The sequence below is a fragment of the Pseudomonas sp. 210_17 TE3656 genome, from assembly GCF_054821965.1.
Window position 1 is genome coordinate 1,538,901 of sequence record NZ_JBTRBC010000001.1, and the last position, 15,141, is coordinate 1,554,041.

Below are 15,141 nucleotides of genomic sequence, written 5' to 3' on the forward strand. Positions count from 1 at the left end.
ATCTTGAAACGGCATATCACAATGATCTCCACCCGTCAGTTGCGATACTTCGTCGAAATCGCCGAAAGCGGCAGTTTCAGCGCCGCCGCCGAGCGCCTGTTCATTGCCCAGTCGGCCCTGAGCCGGCAGATCAAGGAGCTGGAGGCGCAGCTTGAGACCTTGCTGTTCGAACGCACCGCTCGCCAGCCGCGCCTTACGGCTGCCGGCCTGGCCTTCTTGCCGAGGGCCCGCACCTTGCTGGTGGACCTGGAGAAAGCCCAACGCCTGGCCCGGGATGTCGGCCAGGGCGTACGTGGCAGTCTGCGCCTGAATCATTCGAGCACGGTGCCGTTGACCGGGCAGCTGTTGACCCGGCTCAGTGGCTATCTGCATGAGTATCCGGGCGTTGCCATGGAAATCGCCCAGCAGTCTTCCGAGGCACAGCTTGCCGAGCTGGCCGAAGATCGCCTGGAAATCGGCCTGCTGCGCTTGCCGGTGCTGCGTCAGCATGAAGGGCTTTGTGTGCAGCCGCTGTTTGAGGAGCCCTTGTTGCTGGCGGTCGCCGAAGATCATCCACTGGCCAGAGAAACCAGCGTTTGTCTGGCGCAGTTGCGTGACGAGGCCTTTATTTCCATCCCGCATCGCCAGCGCGGCGGCTTGAGCTACCTGTCTGCCGAGCTGTGTATGAGGGCAGGATTCTTTCCGAAAGCTGCACGGGTCGTGTCGCGCAAGACAACTCAGTTGCAGTTGATCCAGGCAGGTTTCGGTGTGGCTTTGTTGCCACAGTGCATGCAGGAGATTGCCCCGCCTTCACTGCGGTTCATTGCCCTTGCAGATGAAGGATGCCGTAGCACGGTGGCACTGGCATACCGTCGCGATGCCGGGCCTTTGGTGCAGCAGTTTGTCGAACATATGGCCGCATCGCCCCACTGCCACCCCGACACCACAATCCTTTATGATGCTGCCCCATGATCAAAGACCCTTTCGAAAGACTCGGCCTGGACCGCGAAGTCCTGACCGTCAGCCAGCTCAACGGCCGCGCCCGGGTGCTGCTTGAAGACGTGTTCCGCAATGTCTGGGTCGAAGGCGAGATTTCCAACCTCGCCCGCCCGGCTTCCGGTCATGTCTACTTCACCCTCAAGGACAGCGGTGCCCAGGTGCGCTGTGCACTGTTCCGCCAAAATGCCCTGCGGGTTCGCCAGGCCCTGCGCGACGGCCTGGCGGTCAAGGTGCGCGGCAAAGTCTCGCTGTTTGAAGGCCGTGGCGACTATCAACTGATCCTCGACACCGTCGAACCTGCCGGCGATGGCGCGCTGCGCCTGGCGTTCGAAGCACTCAAGGAGAAACTCGGCGCCGAAGGTCTGTTCAGCGCCGAAAACAAGGTTGCCCTGCCCGCCCACCCGCAACGTATCGGCATTGTCAGCTCACCTACCGGCGCGGTGATCCGCGACATCATCAGCGTGTTCCGCCGTCGTGCCCCGCAGGTTGAACTGACACTGATCCCCACCGCCGTACAAGGCCGCGAGGCAATCAATCAGATCGTGCGCGCCTTGCAACTGGCCGACAGCCGCGGTTTCGACGCGCTGATCCTGGCCCGTGGCGGTGGCTCGCTGGAAGACCTCTGGTGCTTCAACGAAGAAGCGGTGGCCCGGGCGATCGCTGCCTGTGTGACGCCGATTGTCAGCGCTGTCGGTCATGAGACCGATGTCTCGATAAGTGACTTTGTCGCTGACGTGCGCGCCCCTACGCCCTCGGCCGCCGCCGAGTTGCTGGCCCCGGACAGCAGCGACCTGCAGCGGCGTATCGACAGCCTGAAACGGCGTCTGCTGCTGCGCATGCAGAGCCGCCTGATGCACGACCGCCTGCGCCTGGACGGCCTGACCCGGCGCCTGCGTCACCCTGGCGAGCGTCTGCGCCAGCAGGCCCAGCGCCTGGACGACCTCGACATGCGCCTGCGCCGCGCCTTCGAACAGCGCCTGAACCAGCGCCGCGAACGCCTCGCCCGGCTCGACACGCGCCTGGCCGCGCAACACCCGGGACGCACCCTGGCCCTGCTCAAACAGCGCCTGGACAGCCTCGCCGAACGCTTGCCGCGCGCCATGCGCGAAACCCTCAAAGACCGCCGCCAGCGCTTACAGGCGCAGGTCCAGACCCTTCACGTGGTCAGCCCCCTGGCAACCCTGGGGCGCGGCTACAGCATTCTCCTCGATGAGCGCGGCCAGGCGATCCGCAGCGCCGCCCAGACCCACAACGGCCAGCGCCTGACCGCCCGCCTGGGCGAAGGTGAGTTGCAAGTGCGGGTCGAAGACAACCACCTGACTCCGGTCACGCTTTCACTACTGGACTGAACCATGCCCCGTCTGTTTGCCCCGCTGTTGCTGCTGTGCCTGATGTTCGCCAGCAGCGCCCAAGCCAGCTACATCACGCGTCAATTGAACAAGCCGGTACCCGGTGGCGTCGCGGTCGTTGACCTCGGCCCGGCGGCCCAGGCACCGAGCGCGCGCTTTGACGGCAAACCGGTGCTGGTGGTCAAGGAACAGGACAACTGGCTGGCCATCGTTGGTCTGCCGCTGACACAGAAACCTGGCCAGGCGCAGCTCACCCAGGGCAACCGCACGCTGACCTTCAAAGTCGGCAGCAAGAAGTATCCAGAGCAACGCATCACCTTGAAGAACAAGCGTCAGGTCAACCCCGACCCGGCCGACCTCAAGCGCATCGATGCCGAGCTTGCCGAACAGATCAAGGCCTACCGCAGCTTCAGCCCCAGCCTGCCGAGCAACCTGATCCTCGACAAACCGGTCAATGGCCCGCTGTCGAGCAAGTTCGGCGTGCGCCGCTTCTTCAATGGTGAAGAACGCAATCCACATGCCGGCCTGGATTTCGCCGTGCCTGCCGGAACGCCGATCAAGACCCCGGCCAACGGCAAAGTGATTCTGGTGGGTAACTACTTCTTCAACGGCAACACCGTGTTCGTCGACCATGGCCAGGGCTTTATCAGCATGTTCTGCCATATGTCGAAAATCGATGTGAAGCCAGGCCAGCAGCTCAGTCGCGGCGCGGTGGTCGGGCGGGTAGGCGCAACCGGTCGGGCAACCGGTCCGCATATGCACTGGAACGTCAGCCTCAATGATGCGCGGGTGGACCCGGCGATTTTCATCGGAGCGTTCCAGCCCTGATGCTTGCTTGCGTCATTCAAAAAGACCGCGCAACTGGCGCGGTCTTTTTGTTTCTGCAGAGCTATAAAATCTCGATAAATTCAACTTTTTAAGCATTCCTCTCAATTTTTTATCAAGGCTTGCCATCTTTAACCCCACTGGTTAGGGTTGAAGCCATGAAAACCTTTCAGACCCTCATCCTGCTTCGTCAACATCGCAGCCTCTGCCTGGTCAGTGCACGACTACCAAGCTGAATCGCGTCGCCTCGCCTTTTCATCTCGTTTTCGTTCGGCAGGCCACCTTTCCAGGCCGCACATTCAAGGATTGCTTTTCATGACCATGCTCAAAGACCCTTCGAAAAAATACAGCGCCTTCCCTACCGTCAACTTGCCTGACCGTACCTGGCCATCGAAGACCATCACCCAGACGCCGATCTGGTGCAGCTCCGACCTGCGTGATGGCAACCAGTCGTTGATCGAGCCTATGGATGCGGCGAAGAAACTGCGTTTCTGGAAGACCTTGGTCAGCGTCGGCGTGAAAGAGATCGAAGCCTCCTTCCCTTCGGCTTCGCAAACCGATTTCGACTTCGTTCGCACCCTGATCGAAGACGGCCACATTCCTGACGACACCACCATCCAGGTACTGACCCAGGCCCGTGAGGACTTGATCGCCCGTACCTTCGAATCGCTGCGCGGTGCGAAAAAGGCCATCGTCCACCTGTACAACGCCACCAGCCCGTCGTTCCGCCGCATCGTCTTCAACCAGGACAAGCAAGGCGTGAAAGACATCGCGGTGAACGCGGCCAAGCTGTTCGTCAAATACGCCGCGCAGCAGCCGGAAACCCAGTGGACCTTCCAGTACTCGCCCGAGACCTTCAGCGCCACCGAACTGGAATTCGCCAAGGAAGTCTGTGACGCGGTGATCGAGGTGTGGAACCCGACGCCAGACAACAAGATCATCCTCAACCTGCCAGCCACCGTCGAAGTCTCGACGCCGAACATCTATGCCGACCAGATCGAATGGTTCGGCCGCAACGTCAACCGTCGCGACAGCGTGATCATCAGCTTGCACACCCACAACGACCGTGGCACCGGCGTGGCCGCCACCGAGCTGGGCCTGATGGCCGGTGCCGACCGTGTCGAAGGCTGCCTGTTCGGTAATGGCGAGCGTACCGGTAACGTCGACCTGGTGACCCTGGCGTTGAACCTCTACACCCAGGGCCTGGACCCGCAACTGGACTTCTCCGACATCGACGGCGTGCGCAAGGTGGTCGAGGAATGCAACCAGATTCCGGTGCACCCACGTCATCCGTATGTCGGTGATCTGGTTCACACCGCCTTCTCCGGCTCGCACCAGGATGCGATCCGCAAAGGCTTCACCCAGCAGAAAGACGACGCCAAGTGGGAAGTGCCGTACCTGCCGATCGACCCGGCCGACATCGGCCGCAGCTACGAGGCGGTGATCCGCGTCAACAGCCAGTCGGGCAAAGGCGGCATCACCTACCTGCTCGAACAGGAATACGGCATCAGCCTGCCGCGCCGCATGCAGATCGAGTTCAGCCAGGTGGTTCAGGGTGAAACCGACCGTCTGGGCCTGGAGATGACTGCCCAGCAGATCTACAACCTGCTGCACCGCGAATACTTGCAAGCCAACGCGCCGTACGCGCTGGTCAGCCATCGCCTGCAGGAAGAGAACGGCCACAGCGCGGTGGAAGTGGAAGTCGCCGGCGAAGGCGAAACCACCCTGCACTGGCGCGGCAAGGGCAATGGCGCCCTGGAAGCCCTGGTGGCCGGTTTGCCGGTGGCTGTGGAAATCATGGACTACAACGAGCACGCCATCGGTGCGGGCACCAACGCCAAGGCCGCAGCTTATATCGAACTGCGTGTGGCCGGTGGGCGTCCGGTGCACGGCGTGGGTATCGATGAAAACATCACCACCGCCAGCTTCAAGGCACTGTTCAGCGCCCTGAACCGCTCGCTGACGCAACAGGCATCCAGCAAAGCGGCCTGATCCGCCGACTGCTCGAGCGTCGCGATTGAAATGCCCGCCTCATAAGAGGCGGGCATTTTTGTTTCCCGAGAGAAAACTGCCATCATTTTGCCCGCGATGGTCAGTATACTGGTCCATCTGTGTGACTCACTCCGGCGTTACTTCATGGAAGAATCCAAATACTCGAACACGGCTGCGAACATGACTCCGGCCACCCTCATGGCGATTGTCGAAGACAACTCGCGCAGCTTCGAAGTGGCTATGAACAAGGTTCGACAGCAAGTCGCCGGTATTTACGAGCGCCAGATGCTGATGGAACAGGACGTCATTGCCAGCCTGCAAGACAAACCTTCGGCTCAACTCGGCATGAATTCATCACTGGAATTCGAAGTGCGCCAGGCCGTGCGTGAGCGGCAGCTGGAGTATTCACGCCTGCGCGAGCAATTGCGGGTGGTGGAGCAGGAGGTCGCGCAATCGTTGCAGGCATTCAGAGCTGTGCAAAAAGAACGCGAAGCACTCGACATACGGGTTCGTCGCGAGCTGGAAAAGACGCCGGCATACATCAACCTGACACAACAACTGCAACAGGCCATCGAGCGTCAACCGCAGATCGTCAGCAATTACGCGGTCATCCTCCAGGAGTGCACGGACAAGCTGCCAGCTTTTTACACAAACCCCTATTATCGGTTTTTGCGCGAGCGCAATTTCGATACTGAGCACTACCCTTACGGCCGTTTCAACCGGATGCTCGATGAGTGGCTGGCGAAAAGGATCAACTTCCGTCAGAACTATCGCAACGAGCAAATTTTACTGGCGATGCGCGACCATGTTGAAACGGCTCAGGGCAACCAGCACACCCAGGCGGCAATACTGAACGAACAACTCTTCGAGCACACAACCAGCGCCCTGCGCCAGGCAGGCCTGGAGGGCTTGAGCATCAGGATAAAGCTGCTGGCCAAACAGATCGTTTTGACCAAAGAGCGCTCCGATAATCTTTACGACCAACTGGAAGCCTTCATCCACGGCGAAGACCCTCAGGCCGAGGACATCTTTCAGTGGCTCAGCGAACAATTGGGGCAACGGGACATCGATGAGGTGCTTGAACAGGTTGCAAGGTTCTCACCCGCTGATAGCGCCTGGGCAACCCATCAACGACAGACGCTCAGGGATCTTTACGTAGAAATCGAAACCTTGCGCGAAAGCGAAGATCAGGCGATCCAAATCTACAAGACAGCCATGGATCTGGAATGTGCGCTGCGCGATAGCCTGGCAGCCGAACGCAGCTGTGAAGAGCACTGCGACTGCGAATGCCATAATCCTCCACAATGTTACTGCAACGACTTCTGCACCGACGACTGCAACTGCAAGTGTCATCGCTATTGCGCTTGTGACTACAACTACGATGTGGCTTACAGCTATCAGCAAACGCTCGATTACCAAGAGCTGATAGCGAACTACATGAAAGGCAACCTGACCCTGAACGATCTCATGAAACTGTTTGAGCGTGAGCGCGAAAGCCTTCCCCACATGGCTACGACACGAGCAACGGTCACTGACTGCATACCCTCGTAAGGATACTCGATGAGCAAACCACTACTCTCCGAGCAGCTAGGTGCCATGGCGCTGGTCGACGAACTTCGCCATCAGCAAATGCAATTGCAGGAACACCTGGACTTGCCGCAACGCCGGGCTCAAGTCGCCGCGCAGATCAGGGCGTACTATCAACGCCAGGGTATCCACTGCGACGACGATCTGGTCGAGCAGGGTGTACGCGAGTTCTTTGCCCGGCGCCTGGAGTTCGAAGCACCTGAACTTGCCTGGCATGAAAAGCCGCGGGCCCGGCTACTTCAATCGCGCGCCCAGTGGATTCCGTATGTCATTGCAGTGCTGATAATGCTCATATTCATCCAAGGTGAACGCTTGTTCGGGCGAGTCCCCTGAGAGTGGCAAATCTGCGGTCAGCCCCCCTCCGACACGCAACAGGCATCCAGCAAAGCGGCCTGATCCGCCGACTGCTCGAGCGTCGCGGTTGAAATGCCCACCTCACAAGAGGCGGGCATTTTTTTTGCGCGCCCCGGTATACTTACGCGTGCGCTTCAAGCGGTACACATCAGGAAAGGATACTGGATGACCAGCATGCAAAGCCCTAACCGGGACTACGACGAAATCCATCAGGAATGTCGGGAAAAACTTCGTGCATACAACGAAAACCAGGCTTATGTGTTCCTGCGCAACCGTGGCTATGGCACCGATGAGTACCGCTACAACTTTTTCCAGCGCTGGCTGGATGGCCTGCTGGCCAAGCGCATCAACTACAGGACCAATCGCCAGAACGAACTGATGCTGCTGGCGATGCAGGCACGCAACCAGGCATTGAACGGCCGGCGCACCACATCATGAGAAAGGTGCCACTGTCCGAGAAAATCGGTGCCATGGGCATGGTCGATGAACTGCGCCGCCAGCAGATGGAAGTCCAGGAACACCTGGACTTGCCCAAACGCCGTGCCGAAATCGCCGCAAGTATCCGCTCTTACTATCAAAGCCATGACATCGCCTTCGATGACGAGCTGATCGACCAGGGCGTGCACGAGTTCTTCTCTCGACGCCTGGTTTTCGAGCAGCCAGCCCTGAGCTGGTTCGACAGATTGCTGTGCCGCTGGCTGCTCAGACGCGACAAGCCCGAGCGCATATCGCCAGCGCACACTGAACAACCCACCGATAGCGGGTGGTCAGGGGACTGGAAGACGAAGACCAAGCGAGTGTTCGTTGTATCGGTGATCCTCATCGCTGTGCTGTTAGTGTCGCGCTGCGCTGACCATGTAAATGACCGAATGAGGGCCGATGAGGTCTTTTCGACTTTCGACTCCCTCCGCTGGAAGCTAAGCGACTATCAGCAGTGGCACCGAGAAAATCCTCAGGTGCCTGTCAGTCAGCAATTGTCGAACAGTTTGATGCAATACCAGCAGGTAGCGGATCTACTTGGATTACAAGCGTACGAGAGCCAGGACATTTCCCAGCGTGAGCAATCCCGGGAAAACTTGCCGGACGATGAGCAAAGGCTGCAGACAGCTGAAACCATGTTGCAACATGTCCAGCAGAACCTTGCCGAGATCAAAACCATCTTCGATGCTCGTCTGGCGTTGTCGAGAATTGTCGAACAACCGGCTTACGAGAAGGCTGTTTGGCAGTTTGCTGCACTCAAACAACAGACCGAAAAAGCCAACCAGGCCATCGAAGCAATCGACACGCAGGGTAGCGGCCCGGCAAACGCAGCGATCCAACAGCTCAGTCACGTGCTGGATCAGGCAACGCGGCTACAGAATGTCATCAAGGCGCATGCCACGCTTGATCGCCGAGCACACCAAATGAAGCTGAGCGCCCAAGACACCCGGCAATTGGAGAAGCTGTCCATGCAGGTCTCCAACGCTGTTGGTGCGTTCTCAGCTGATGACGCTCAGCGTTTGCTGAATCGCTTCGAAACTACTCTGGGATTCGCGGAGCAGCCCCTGACACTCAACGTCGTCGATGCGGACGGAGTCAGGCCAGCCATTGAACGTTGCGCCGAACAGACAGCCTGCAACCTGGACGACGGCTCGACGCAGGGTAAACGCTGGTTTGCCATTGTCGAGTCCCGCAATGCGCTGGGTGAATTGATTTACACCTCGATCCTCGACCCAGATACAGGCAATTGGGACTCGCACAGATCATTCGGTATTCAGATCAACCATGCCGAGTACCTGAAAATCAAAGAAGACCGACTCAGCGATGGACAAATCGATAACCGAACGATGGGCTACAAAGCGCCGAATGCATTGAGCCTGACATTTAACAATCGGGTCGTGAAAAACGCCGACCTGATCATGACGTGGTAAATCCATCAACGCCGCCTGCGGCTGAATCCTTTCGTAAGGACACACAATGAGCAACTACCTCGATCGCGCACTCAGTGGTCTGCGTACCATCGGCATCACTCTGCTTCAGCCTACCCAGGCAGCCCCGGTGCTGGTGCTGCTGGACCGAGTGGCTCAGTACGACACCACCAAGGTCACTTCCATCGCCTCGGTGCTGCAGCAGTCGACCGCGTTCAACAGCATGGTCCGTGAGCAGATCGAAGGCATGGATATCTCCACGCGCTTCATGAACATCACCCAGAGCTTCACCTCGATTCGTGAAGATGCCGCCGCGATGGCCGGCTGGATGGATGACGGCCGCCTCGACACCGTGGAAAAACTCAAGCTGAGCTGGATGAGCCTACGCCGTGGTTCTATTCCCGACCGCTTCAACGACATCCGTGAAAACTATCTGCAAGTATGCAAATCGGCCAACGATCAGATTGCCCGGGAAAACGTGATCCTGGAGTCGTACCAGGACTTTCGCATGGCAATGAAAGCGGCCGAGGTCGAAGCACAGGAAGTGCTTGCCCTGGCCGCCAAGATCCTGGAGCAACGCACTCAGGCGCTGAGCGAAGCGAGCAACGCAGTAGCCACCAGCGAAAACATCGAGCCAGCCCAGCTCGTCGCCCTGGAACTGCGCCGCGATGAAGCCGTGCGCGCCCTGCAGGACGAAGACAAGCGCTATCAGATCGTCAAAGATATCGCCGATGACCTGAAAGTGGGCTACAACACCGCTGAGATGGTCTTCGCCCGGATCAATCAGGTGCACGCGATCAAAGAGCGCCAGTACCAGCGCATGGTCTCGTTCTTCGCTACCAATGAAGTGGTGTTGACCGGCCTGGCGGTGTCGTTCACCAGCAACAGCGGCCTGGCCGAAGCCACCCATACGCTGAACGCCACCACCGACGGCATCAACAAAGGTCTCGAAGCCCTCGGCAGCAGCGGTAACCGCCAGTTGGAAGCCGCAGTCAAGGCCAGCTACGGTTCGACCATCAAGGTAGACTCCGTGCGCGCCCTGGCCGATGCCACCCTGTCGTTCCAGACCGACATGAAAAACCTGACTGAAACCTATCGAGCCGAATCCAGCAATGCCGCCCGCGACATCGCAGAGGCCGTCGAGGATGCCAAGCGCAAGTTTGCCGCATTGCTGAATAAAGCTGCCTGATGCTCACAAGCAGCGGCCCGATGGCAAATCAGTAGCCAGGAAGCGATGGCAGTCGGCGTAGCAGCAACTGTTTCTGACCGACGAAAAAAAACGGTGCGCCGACCAAGCGCACCGTAAAGCCGTGTAGCACACAACGATTCAGTTCAATCCAGCAGCGCCAAGGCCTCTGCGCTGCAGTCGGTAATCCGCGACCACTCGCCGTTCTTGATCCAGCCACTGTCGAGCATCCAGGTCCCGCCTACACACATGACATTGGGCAGGGCCATATAGCTCTTCACATTACCCGGGTTCACCCCTCCGGTCGGGCAGAAGCGCACCTCACCGAACGGACCGCCGTAAGCCTTGATCGCCGCCACACCACCGCTGATTTCCGCCGGAAACAGCTTGAAGCGGCGATAGCCAAGGGCGTAGCCCATCATCAACTCTGATGGCGTGCTGATCCCCGGCAGCAATGGCAGGTCGCTTTGCACACCGACCTCCAGAATGTCCTGGGTAACACCTGGTGTGACCACAAACTGCGCGCCAGCCGCTTCCACGGCAGCAAACATCTTGCGATCCAGCACGGTACCGGCGCCGACGCAGAGTTCCGGGCGCTGCTCACGCAGCACCTGGATGGCTTTCAGGCCGTGCGCCGAGCGCAGGGTCACTTCCAGGGTCTTGATGCCACCGGCAGCCAGGGCATCGGCCAGGGGCAGGATGTCCTCTTCGCGGGCGATGGTGATCACCGGCAGAATGCGCGCCTGGGTGCAGATCTGATCGATCCGGGCAATCTTGTCGGCCATGGAAGCTCCCGGCTGTTTCAGTTCATGCGTGGTCATAACGGCGGATCCTTGGCTCATGGGCACCAGTAAATATCCAGAGGGTCTTGTAAGAAGGCGCGAATCGGCATTTCGCTCAGGTCATCGCCAGCCAGCGCGGTGCGCAGGGTAGCGAGTTTGCCCGGGCCTTGCACGGACAAGGCAGTGAAGGCGGCCCTGGCCAGCAAGGCGCGGGTCATGCTCAGGCGTTGATGCGGCACGCTCGGCGCCAGCATCGGCAAACAGCGACGCGCGCTCTGCGGATCAAGGCCTTCGGACAGGTTCGGGCTGCCGGGGAACAGCGAAGCGGTATGCCCGTCGTCGCCCATGCCGAGTACCAGCACGTCGATGCCGGCCAGCTCGGCCAGGGCTTGATCGGCTTCCAGGGCAGCAGCTTCAAGGCTGGCAGCTGGGCGGTAGAGGCCAAGGAAACGTGCCTTGGCGGCGTTGCCGGTCAACAGATGGCGCTTGAGCAGACCGGCATTGCTGTCGGCATGCTCGACCGGCACCCAGCGCTCATCGGCCAGGGTCACCAAGACTTTCGACCAGTCCAGCGGCTGCTGGATCAGGGCCTGGAAAAATGCCACCGGGCTACGTCCACCGGATACCACCAGGGTAGCCTGGCCGTTTGCCGCGATCGCGGCATTCAGGCGCCCGGCGACGTCCTTGGCCAAACCTTCGGCCAGCTGCGCGGCAGCGTTGAAATCATGGGCCGTCACGTTAGCCGGCAGTTGCAGTTCAGATGTCGCCATACCAAGACCTCCCATCACGGGTAATCAATGCAATCGAACTCATCGGCCCCCAGGAGCCAGCGGCATAAGGCTTGGGCGCGTCGCCGCTGTTTTTCCAGCCGGCAATCAGCTGATCGCACCACTTCCACGCGTATTCGATTTCGTCCTTGCGCACAAACAGGTTCTGATTGCCGCGCATCACTTCCAGCAACAAGCGCTCATAGGCATCGGGAATCCGTGCACTGCGCCAGGTGTCGGAAAAATTCAGCTGTAATGGCCCGCTGCGCAGCTGCATGCCCTTGTCCAGGCCCTGCTCCTTGGTCATTACCCGCAAGGAAATGCCTTCGTCCGGCTGCAGACGGATGATCAGTTTGTTACCGATCTGCAAACGCTGTTCCGGGGCGAAGATGTAGTGCGGGGTTTCCTTGAAGTGGATGACGATCTGCGACAGCTTCTGCGGCATGCGCTTGCCGGTACGCAGGTAGAACGGCACGCCGGCCCAGCGCCAGTTGCGGATATCGGCGCGCAAGGCAACAAAGGTTTCGGTGTTGCTCTGGGCGTTGGCGTTGTCTTCTTCCAGATAGCCCGGCACCGGTTTGCCTTCGCTGTAACCGGCAATGTACTGGCCGCGCACCACGTGAGTGCTCAGGCCTTCGCCAGTGATCGGTGCCAGGGCCTTGAGCACTTTGACCTTCTCGTTGCGAATGCTGTCCGCAGAGAGGTCGCTGGGCGGGTCCATGGCGATCAGGCAAAGCAGCTGCAACAAATGGTTCTGGATCATGTCGCGCAACTGCCCGGCCTTGTCGAAGTAGCCCCAGCGCCCCTCGATCCCGACCTTTTCGGCTACGGTGATTTCCACGTGCGAGATCGAGTTCTGGTTCCACTGGGTTTCGAACAGGCTGTTGGCAAAGCGCAGGGCAATAAGGTTCTGGACGGTTTCCTTGCCCAGGTAATGGTCGATGCGATAAACGCGGTTTTCCGGGAAATACTGCGCCACCGCGTCATTGACCCGCCGCGAAGAGTCCAGGTCATGGCCGATGGGTTTTTCCAGCACCACCCGGGTGCGCGCACTGAGGCCGACCTTGTCGAGGTTCTCGCAAATACCGCCATACACCGCTGCAGGCGTGGCGAAATAAGCGATGAGTTGGCTGTCATCGCTGACCTGCTCAGCCAGCGCCTGGTAGTCCTCGACCTTGAGGAAGTCGACATGCAGATAGCGCAAGCGCGCGAGAAAGCGCTGCAACACCAAGGTCTCGATCTGCCCGGCCGGGACGAATTCCTGCAGGTGCGCCGCAATCGACGCTAAGTGTTCGTCGACGCTGCCTGGCTCGCGGGCCAATGCCAGCACCCGTGTATCGGCGTGCAGCAGGTCAGCGCGGTCGAGCTGGTAGAGCGCCGGAAACAGCTTGCGCAAAGCCAGGTCGCCGAGAGCGCCAAACAGGGCAAAGGTGCAAGGTTCAACGCTGATCGATGCCATGATGTTGGTTCTTTTATCAAGTTGACGTAGAAATACCGTTTTCAATCGCAGTTTTCAAGGAATAATGTAGTAAAAACCACAACATTTTATCCGAAACTCAGATTCAAGTGGTGTGCCTTCCATGCCATCAGTACGATAGGCCACCGCGTCAAAAGCCCTCTGCCATCGGCAGCGGGCTGCCTCATCGACCCAAGGACACATACCCATGGACCGCGTGCGAAACCTCCTGGAGCAGATCCAGGGCCGCCTCGAAGAGCTGAACAAGGCTGAGCGCAAAGTCGCCGAAGTCATCCTGCTCAACCCTCAGCAAGCCACCCGCTTCAGCATTGCTGCCCTGGCCCAGGCGGCCAAGGTCAGCGAACCGACGGTGAACCGCTTCTGCCGTTCGTTCGGCGTCAGTGGCTACCCCGAGCTCAAACTGCAACTGGCGCAGAGCCTGGCCAGCGGCGCCGCTTACGTCAGCCGGGCGGTTGAAGCCGATGATGATCCGGCTTCCTACACCCAGAAGATCTTCGGCAGCGCCATCGCCTCGCTGGACAGTGCCTGCCAGCAACTCGATCCGCAACTGATCAGCCGCGCCGTCGACATGCTGATCCAGGCCCGGCAGATCCACTTCTTCGGCCTCGGCGCCTCGGCACCGGTGGCGCTGGATGCTCAGCACAAGTTCTTCCGCTTCAACCTGGCCGTCTCGGCCCATGCCGATGTGCTGATGCAGCGCATGCTGGCCTCGGTCGCCCACACCGGCGAGCTGTTCGTCATCATCTCCTACACCGGACGTACCCGCGAGCTGGTCGAAGTCGCGCGCCTGGCCCGGGAAAACGGCGCCTCGGTACTCGGCCTGACCGCTGCCGATTCGCCCCTGGCCAAGGCCAGCAGCCTGAGCCTGAACATACCGCTGCCAGAAGACACCGATATTTACATGCCGATGACCTCACGGATCATTCAGCTGACGGTGCTCGACGTGTTGGCCACCGGCATGACCTTGCGCCGCGGCGTGGACTTCCAGCCACACCTGCGCAAGATCAAGGAAAGCCTCAACGCCAGCCGCTACCCGATCGACGACGAACTCAACTAAGCAGCTGTGCCTGCAAGCGCAGGTGTGCCTGTTCACCCGGCGCCAGGCTCAGGCTGTCACTGCTGCCACTGGCCGCCTCGACACAGACGAAGCCCAGGGTTTCAGTGCTGCTGACGCCCATCAACGGGCGACTGCCCGGGTGCCAGACGATGGTGTCCTCGCTGTCACCGGTATCGATGCTCAGCTGTCGTTGCCAGGCCGGATCGTGCAGTTGCACGGTCGCCGCATTGGGGAACACCCGCTGACAGCCGCCATGCACCTTCAAGGCGCCCTTCTGACGGCAGGCCTGACGGTTCAAACGGTCGTAACCCTCAATGTTTTCTAGCCCAGATAGCGCTATCTCAGAAACGTCACTAATACGCCAATAGGCCAGCAGAGCATGACTCAGCTGACAAGGTTGGCTGTCCTGATGTTCGGTACTGAGCTCAAGCTCCATGCGCTTGCCCAACCTGGCCGACAAGTCGACTTGCCAGTCGCACAGTTGCAGACGCCATTTGAGGGTCACACCCTCTTCATCTTCACTGCTGTCGATCAGTTTCCAGTCGAGCAAGCGTGCCCAGCCGTGCGCCGGCCACATGTCTTCGCTGGGATGGCGACCGTACCAGGGCCAGCACACCGGCACACCGCCGCGGATGGCACCGACTTGTGGCCACTGCGCCGCGCACCATAGCCAGGGGCGTTCGCCCGTGGGCTGGAAGTGCAGCAACTGTGCTCCCTGGCGGCTGAATACGGCCTGGCACCGGGGATGATCGATGATCAGCACATCGCGCTGCTGATAACGCTCCCACTCAAAGGTCGGTCGCGGCCTCTGCGAGGTGAAGAAGCGTTGTAGCGGGTGCTCGGGCATAACTTGAGACTCTTGTTGTTAGTTGGGGCCATC

General features: G+C 59.7%; 14 protein-coding genes. 10 read left to right on the forward strand and 4 right to left on the reverse strand.

Going from position 1 to position 15,141, the window contains the following annotated elements; genetic code table 11:
• Positions 1–21 precede the first annotated feature (21 nt).
• The 9 genes from ACVI9W_RS07285 (at position 22) to ACVI9W_RS07325 (ending at position 10,181) form a co-directional block, all read left to right on the forward strand.
• The gene (locus tag ACVI9W_RS07285; RefSeq protein ID WP_461529618.1) at positions 22–951 is read left to right on the forward strand and encodes a LysR family transcriptional regulator; all 930 of its coding nucleotides are present in this window, start codon (positions 22–24) and stop codon (positions 949–951) included.
• On the forward strand, positions 948–2,327 hold the full coding sequence (xseA, locus tag ACVI9W_RS07290) for an exodeoxyribonuclease VII large subunit (RefSeq protein WP_461529619.1): 1,380 nt from the start codon (positions 948–950) through the stop codon (positions 2,325–2,327). The genes ACVI9W_RS07285 and xseA overlap by 4 nt, the downstream gene beginning before the upstream one ends.
• A 3-nt stretch (positions 2,328–2,330) precedes the next feature.
• Positions 2,331–3,155 (forward strand): peptidoglycan DD-metalloendopeptidase family protein, encoded by an 825-nt coding sequence (locus ACVI9W_RS07295; protein WP_461529620.1) that lies wholly within the window; start codon positions 2,331–2,333, stop codon positions 3,153–3,155.
• Positions 3,156–3,467: 312 nt separating this feature from the next.
• The gene (leuA, locus tag ACVI9W_RS07300) at positions 3,468–5,144 is read left to right on the forward strand and encodes a 2-isopropylmalate synthase (protein WP_461529621.1); all 1,677 of its coding nucleotides are present in this window, start codon (positions 3,468–3,470) and stop codon (positions 5,142–5,144) included.
• Positions 5,145–5,288: 144 nt separating this feature from the next.
• Positions 5,289–6,695 carry a hypothetical protein gene (locus ACVI9W_RS07305; protein WP_461529622.1) on the forward strand — a complete coding sequence of 469 codons (1,407 nt, stop codon included), beginning with the start codon at positions 5,289–5,291 and terminating at the stop codon, positions 6,693–6,695.
• A 9-nt stretch (positions 6,696–6,704) separates the two neighbouring features.
• Positions 6,705–7,064 (forward strand): DUF6384 family protein, encoded by a 360-nt coding sequence (locus ACVI9W_RS07310; RefSeq protein ID WP_461529623.1) that lies wholly within the window; start codon positions 6,705–6,707, stop codon positions 7,062–7,064.
• Positions 7,065–7,250: 186 nt separating this feature from the next.
• Positions 7,251–7,523, forward strand: a complete 273-nt coding sequence (locus ACVI9W_RS07315) for a hypothetical protein (RefSeq protein ID WP_461529624.1) — start codon at positions 7,251–7,253, stop codon at positions 7,521–7,523.
• Positions 7,520–8,995, forward strand: coding sequence for a DUF6384 family protein (locus tag ACVI9W_RS07320; RefSeq protein ID WP_461529625.1), 1,476 nt, complete (start codon positions 7,520–7,522; stop codon positions 8,993–8,995). Before ACVI9W_RS07315 ends, ACVI9W_RS07320 begins: the two co-directional genes overlap by 4 nt.
• 46 nt (positions 8,996–9,041) lie before the next feature.
• On the forward strand, positions 9,042–10,181 hold the full coding sequence (locus ACVI9W_RS07325) for a merozoite surface protein 3b (RefSeq protein WP_461529626.1): 1,140 nt from the start codon (positions 9,042–9,044) through the stop codon (positions 10,179–10,181).
• Positions 10,182–10,324: 143 nt separating this feature from the next.
• On the opposite strand, the gene ACVI9W_RS07330 is transcribed toward ACVI9W_RS07325, so the two are convergent.
• Genes ACVI9W_RS07330 through zwf form a run of 3 tightly spaced genes read right to left on the reverse strand, consistent with a single transcriptional unit; the run spans position 10,325 to position 13,186 of the window.
• Positions 10,325–10,999 (reverse strand): bifunctional 4-hydroxy-2-oxoglutarate aldolase/2-dehydro-3-deoxy-phosphogluconate aldolase, encoded by a 675-nt coding sequence (locus tag ACVI9W_RS07330; RefSeq protein WP_461529627.1) that lies wholly within the window; start codon positions 10,997–10,999, stop codon positions 10,325–10,327.
• Positions 11,000–11,016: 17 nt separating this feature from the next.
• A complete protein-coding gene (gene pgl, locus ACVI9W_RS07335) occupies positions 11,017–11,730 on the reverse strand; it encodes a 6-phosphogluconolactonase (RefSeq protein ID WP_461529628.1) in 714 nt (237 codons plus the stop codon).
• A complete protein-coding gene (zwf, locus tag ACVI9W_RS07340) occupies positions 11,717–13,186 on the reverse strand; it encodes a glucose-6-phosphate dehydrogenase (protein ID WP_461529629.1) in 1,470 nt (489 codons plus the stop codon). Before zwf ends, pgl begins: the two co-directional genes overlap by 14 nt.
• Positions 13,187–13,400: 214 nt before the next feature.
• Here zwf and hexR point away from each other — a divergent pair, with 214 nt between their 5' ends.
• Positions 13,401–14,261: a DNA-binding transcriptional regulator HexR gene (gene hexR, locus ACVI9W_RS07345; RefSeq protein ID WP_174242320.1), complete on the forward strand. Its 861-nt coding sequence runs from the start codon at positions 13,401–13,403 to the stop codon at positions 14,259–14,261.
• On the opposite strand, the gene ACVI9W_RS07350 is transcribed toward hexR, so the two are convergent.
• Positions 14,254–15,108 carry a D-hexose-6-phosphate mutarotase gene (locus ACVI9W_RS07350; protein WP_461529630.1) on the reverse strand — a complete coding sequence of 285 codons (855 nt, stop codon included), beginning with the start codon at positions 15,106–15,108 and terminating at the stop codon, positions 14,254–14,256. The genes hexR and ACVI9W_RS07350 overlap by 8 nt on opposite strands.
• Between the last annotated feature and the right edge of the window lie 33 nt (positions 15,109–15,141).

Excerpts from the sequence above, each read along its gene's own strand:
- leuA (WP_461529621.1), top strand. The coding sequence starts at position 3,468 with ATGACCATGCTCAAAGACCCTTCGAAAAAATACAGCGCCTTCCCTACC.
- ACVI9W_RS07285 (WP_461529618.1), top strand. The coding sequence starts at position 22 with ATGATCTCCACCCGTCAGTTGCGATACTTCGTCGAAATCGCCGAAAGC.
- ACVI9W_RS07310 (WP_461529623.1), top strand. The coding sequence starts at position 6,705 with ATGAGCAAACCACTACTCTCCGAGCAGCTAGGTGCCATGGCGCTGGTC.
- ACVI9W_RS07315 (WP_461529624.1), top strand. The coding sequence starts at position 7,251 with ATGACCAGCATGCAAAGCCCTAACCGGGACTACGACGAAATCCATCAG.
- ACVI9W_RS07295 (WP_461529620.1), top strand. The coding sequence starts at position 2,331 with ATGCCCCGTCTGTTTGCCCCGCTGTTGCTGCTGTGCCTGATGTTCGCC.
- ACVI9W_RS07325 (WP_461529626.1), top strand. The coding sequence starts at position 9,042 with ATGAGCAACTACCTCGATCGCGCACTCAGTGGTCTGCGTACCATCGGC.
- zwf (WP_461529629.1), bottom strand. The coding sequence starts at position 13,186 with ATGGCATCGATCAGCGTTGAACCTTGCACCTTTGCCCTGTTTGGCGCT.
- ACVI9W_RS07330 (WP_461529627.1), bottom strand. The coding sequence starts at position 10,999 with ATGACCACGCATGAACTGAAACAGCCGGGAGCTTCCATGGCCGACAAG.
- pgl (WP_461529628.1), bottom strand. The coding sequence starts at position 11,730 with ATGGCGACATCTGAACTGCAACTGCCGGCTAACGTGACGGCCCATGAT.
- ACVI9W_RS07305 (WP_461529622.1), top strand. The coding sequence starts at position 5,289 with ATGGAAGAATCCAAATACTCGAACACGGCTGCGAACATGACTCCGGCC.
- ACVI9W_RS07320 (WP_461529625.1), top strand. The coding sequence starts at position 7,520 with ATGAGAAAGGTGCCACTGTCCGAGAAAATCGGTGCCATGGGCATGGTC.
- ACVI9W_RS07350 (WP_461529630.1), bottom strand. The coding sequence starts at position 15,108 with ATGCCCGAGCACCCGCTACAACGCTTCTTCACCTCGCAGAGGCCGCGA.
- xseA (WP_461529619.1), top strand. The coding sequence starts at position 948 with ATGATCAAAGACCCTTTCGAAAGACTCGGCCTGGACCGCGAAGTCCTG.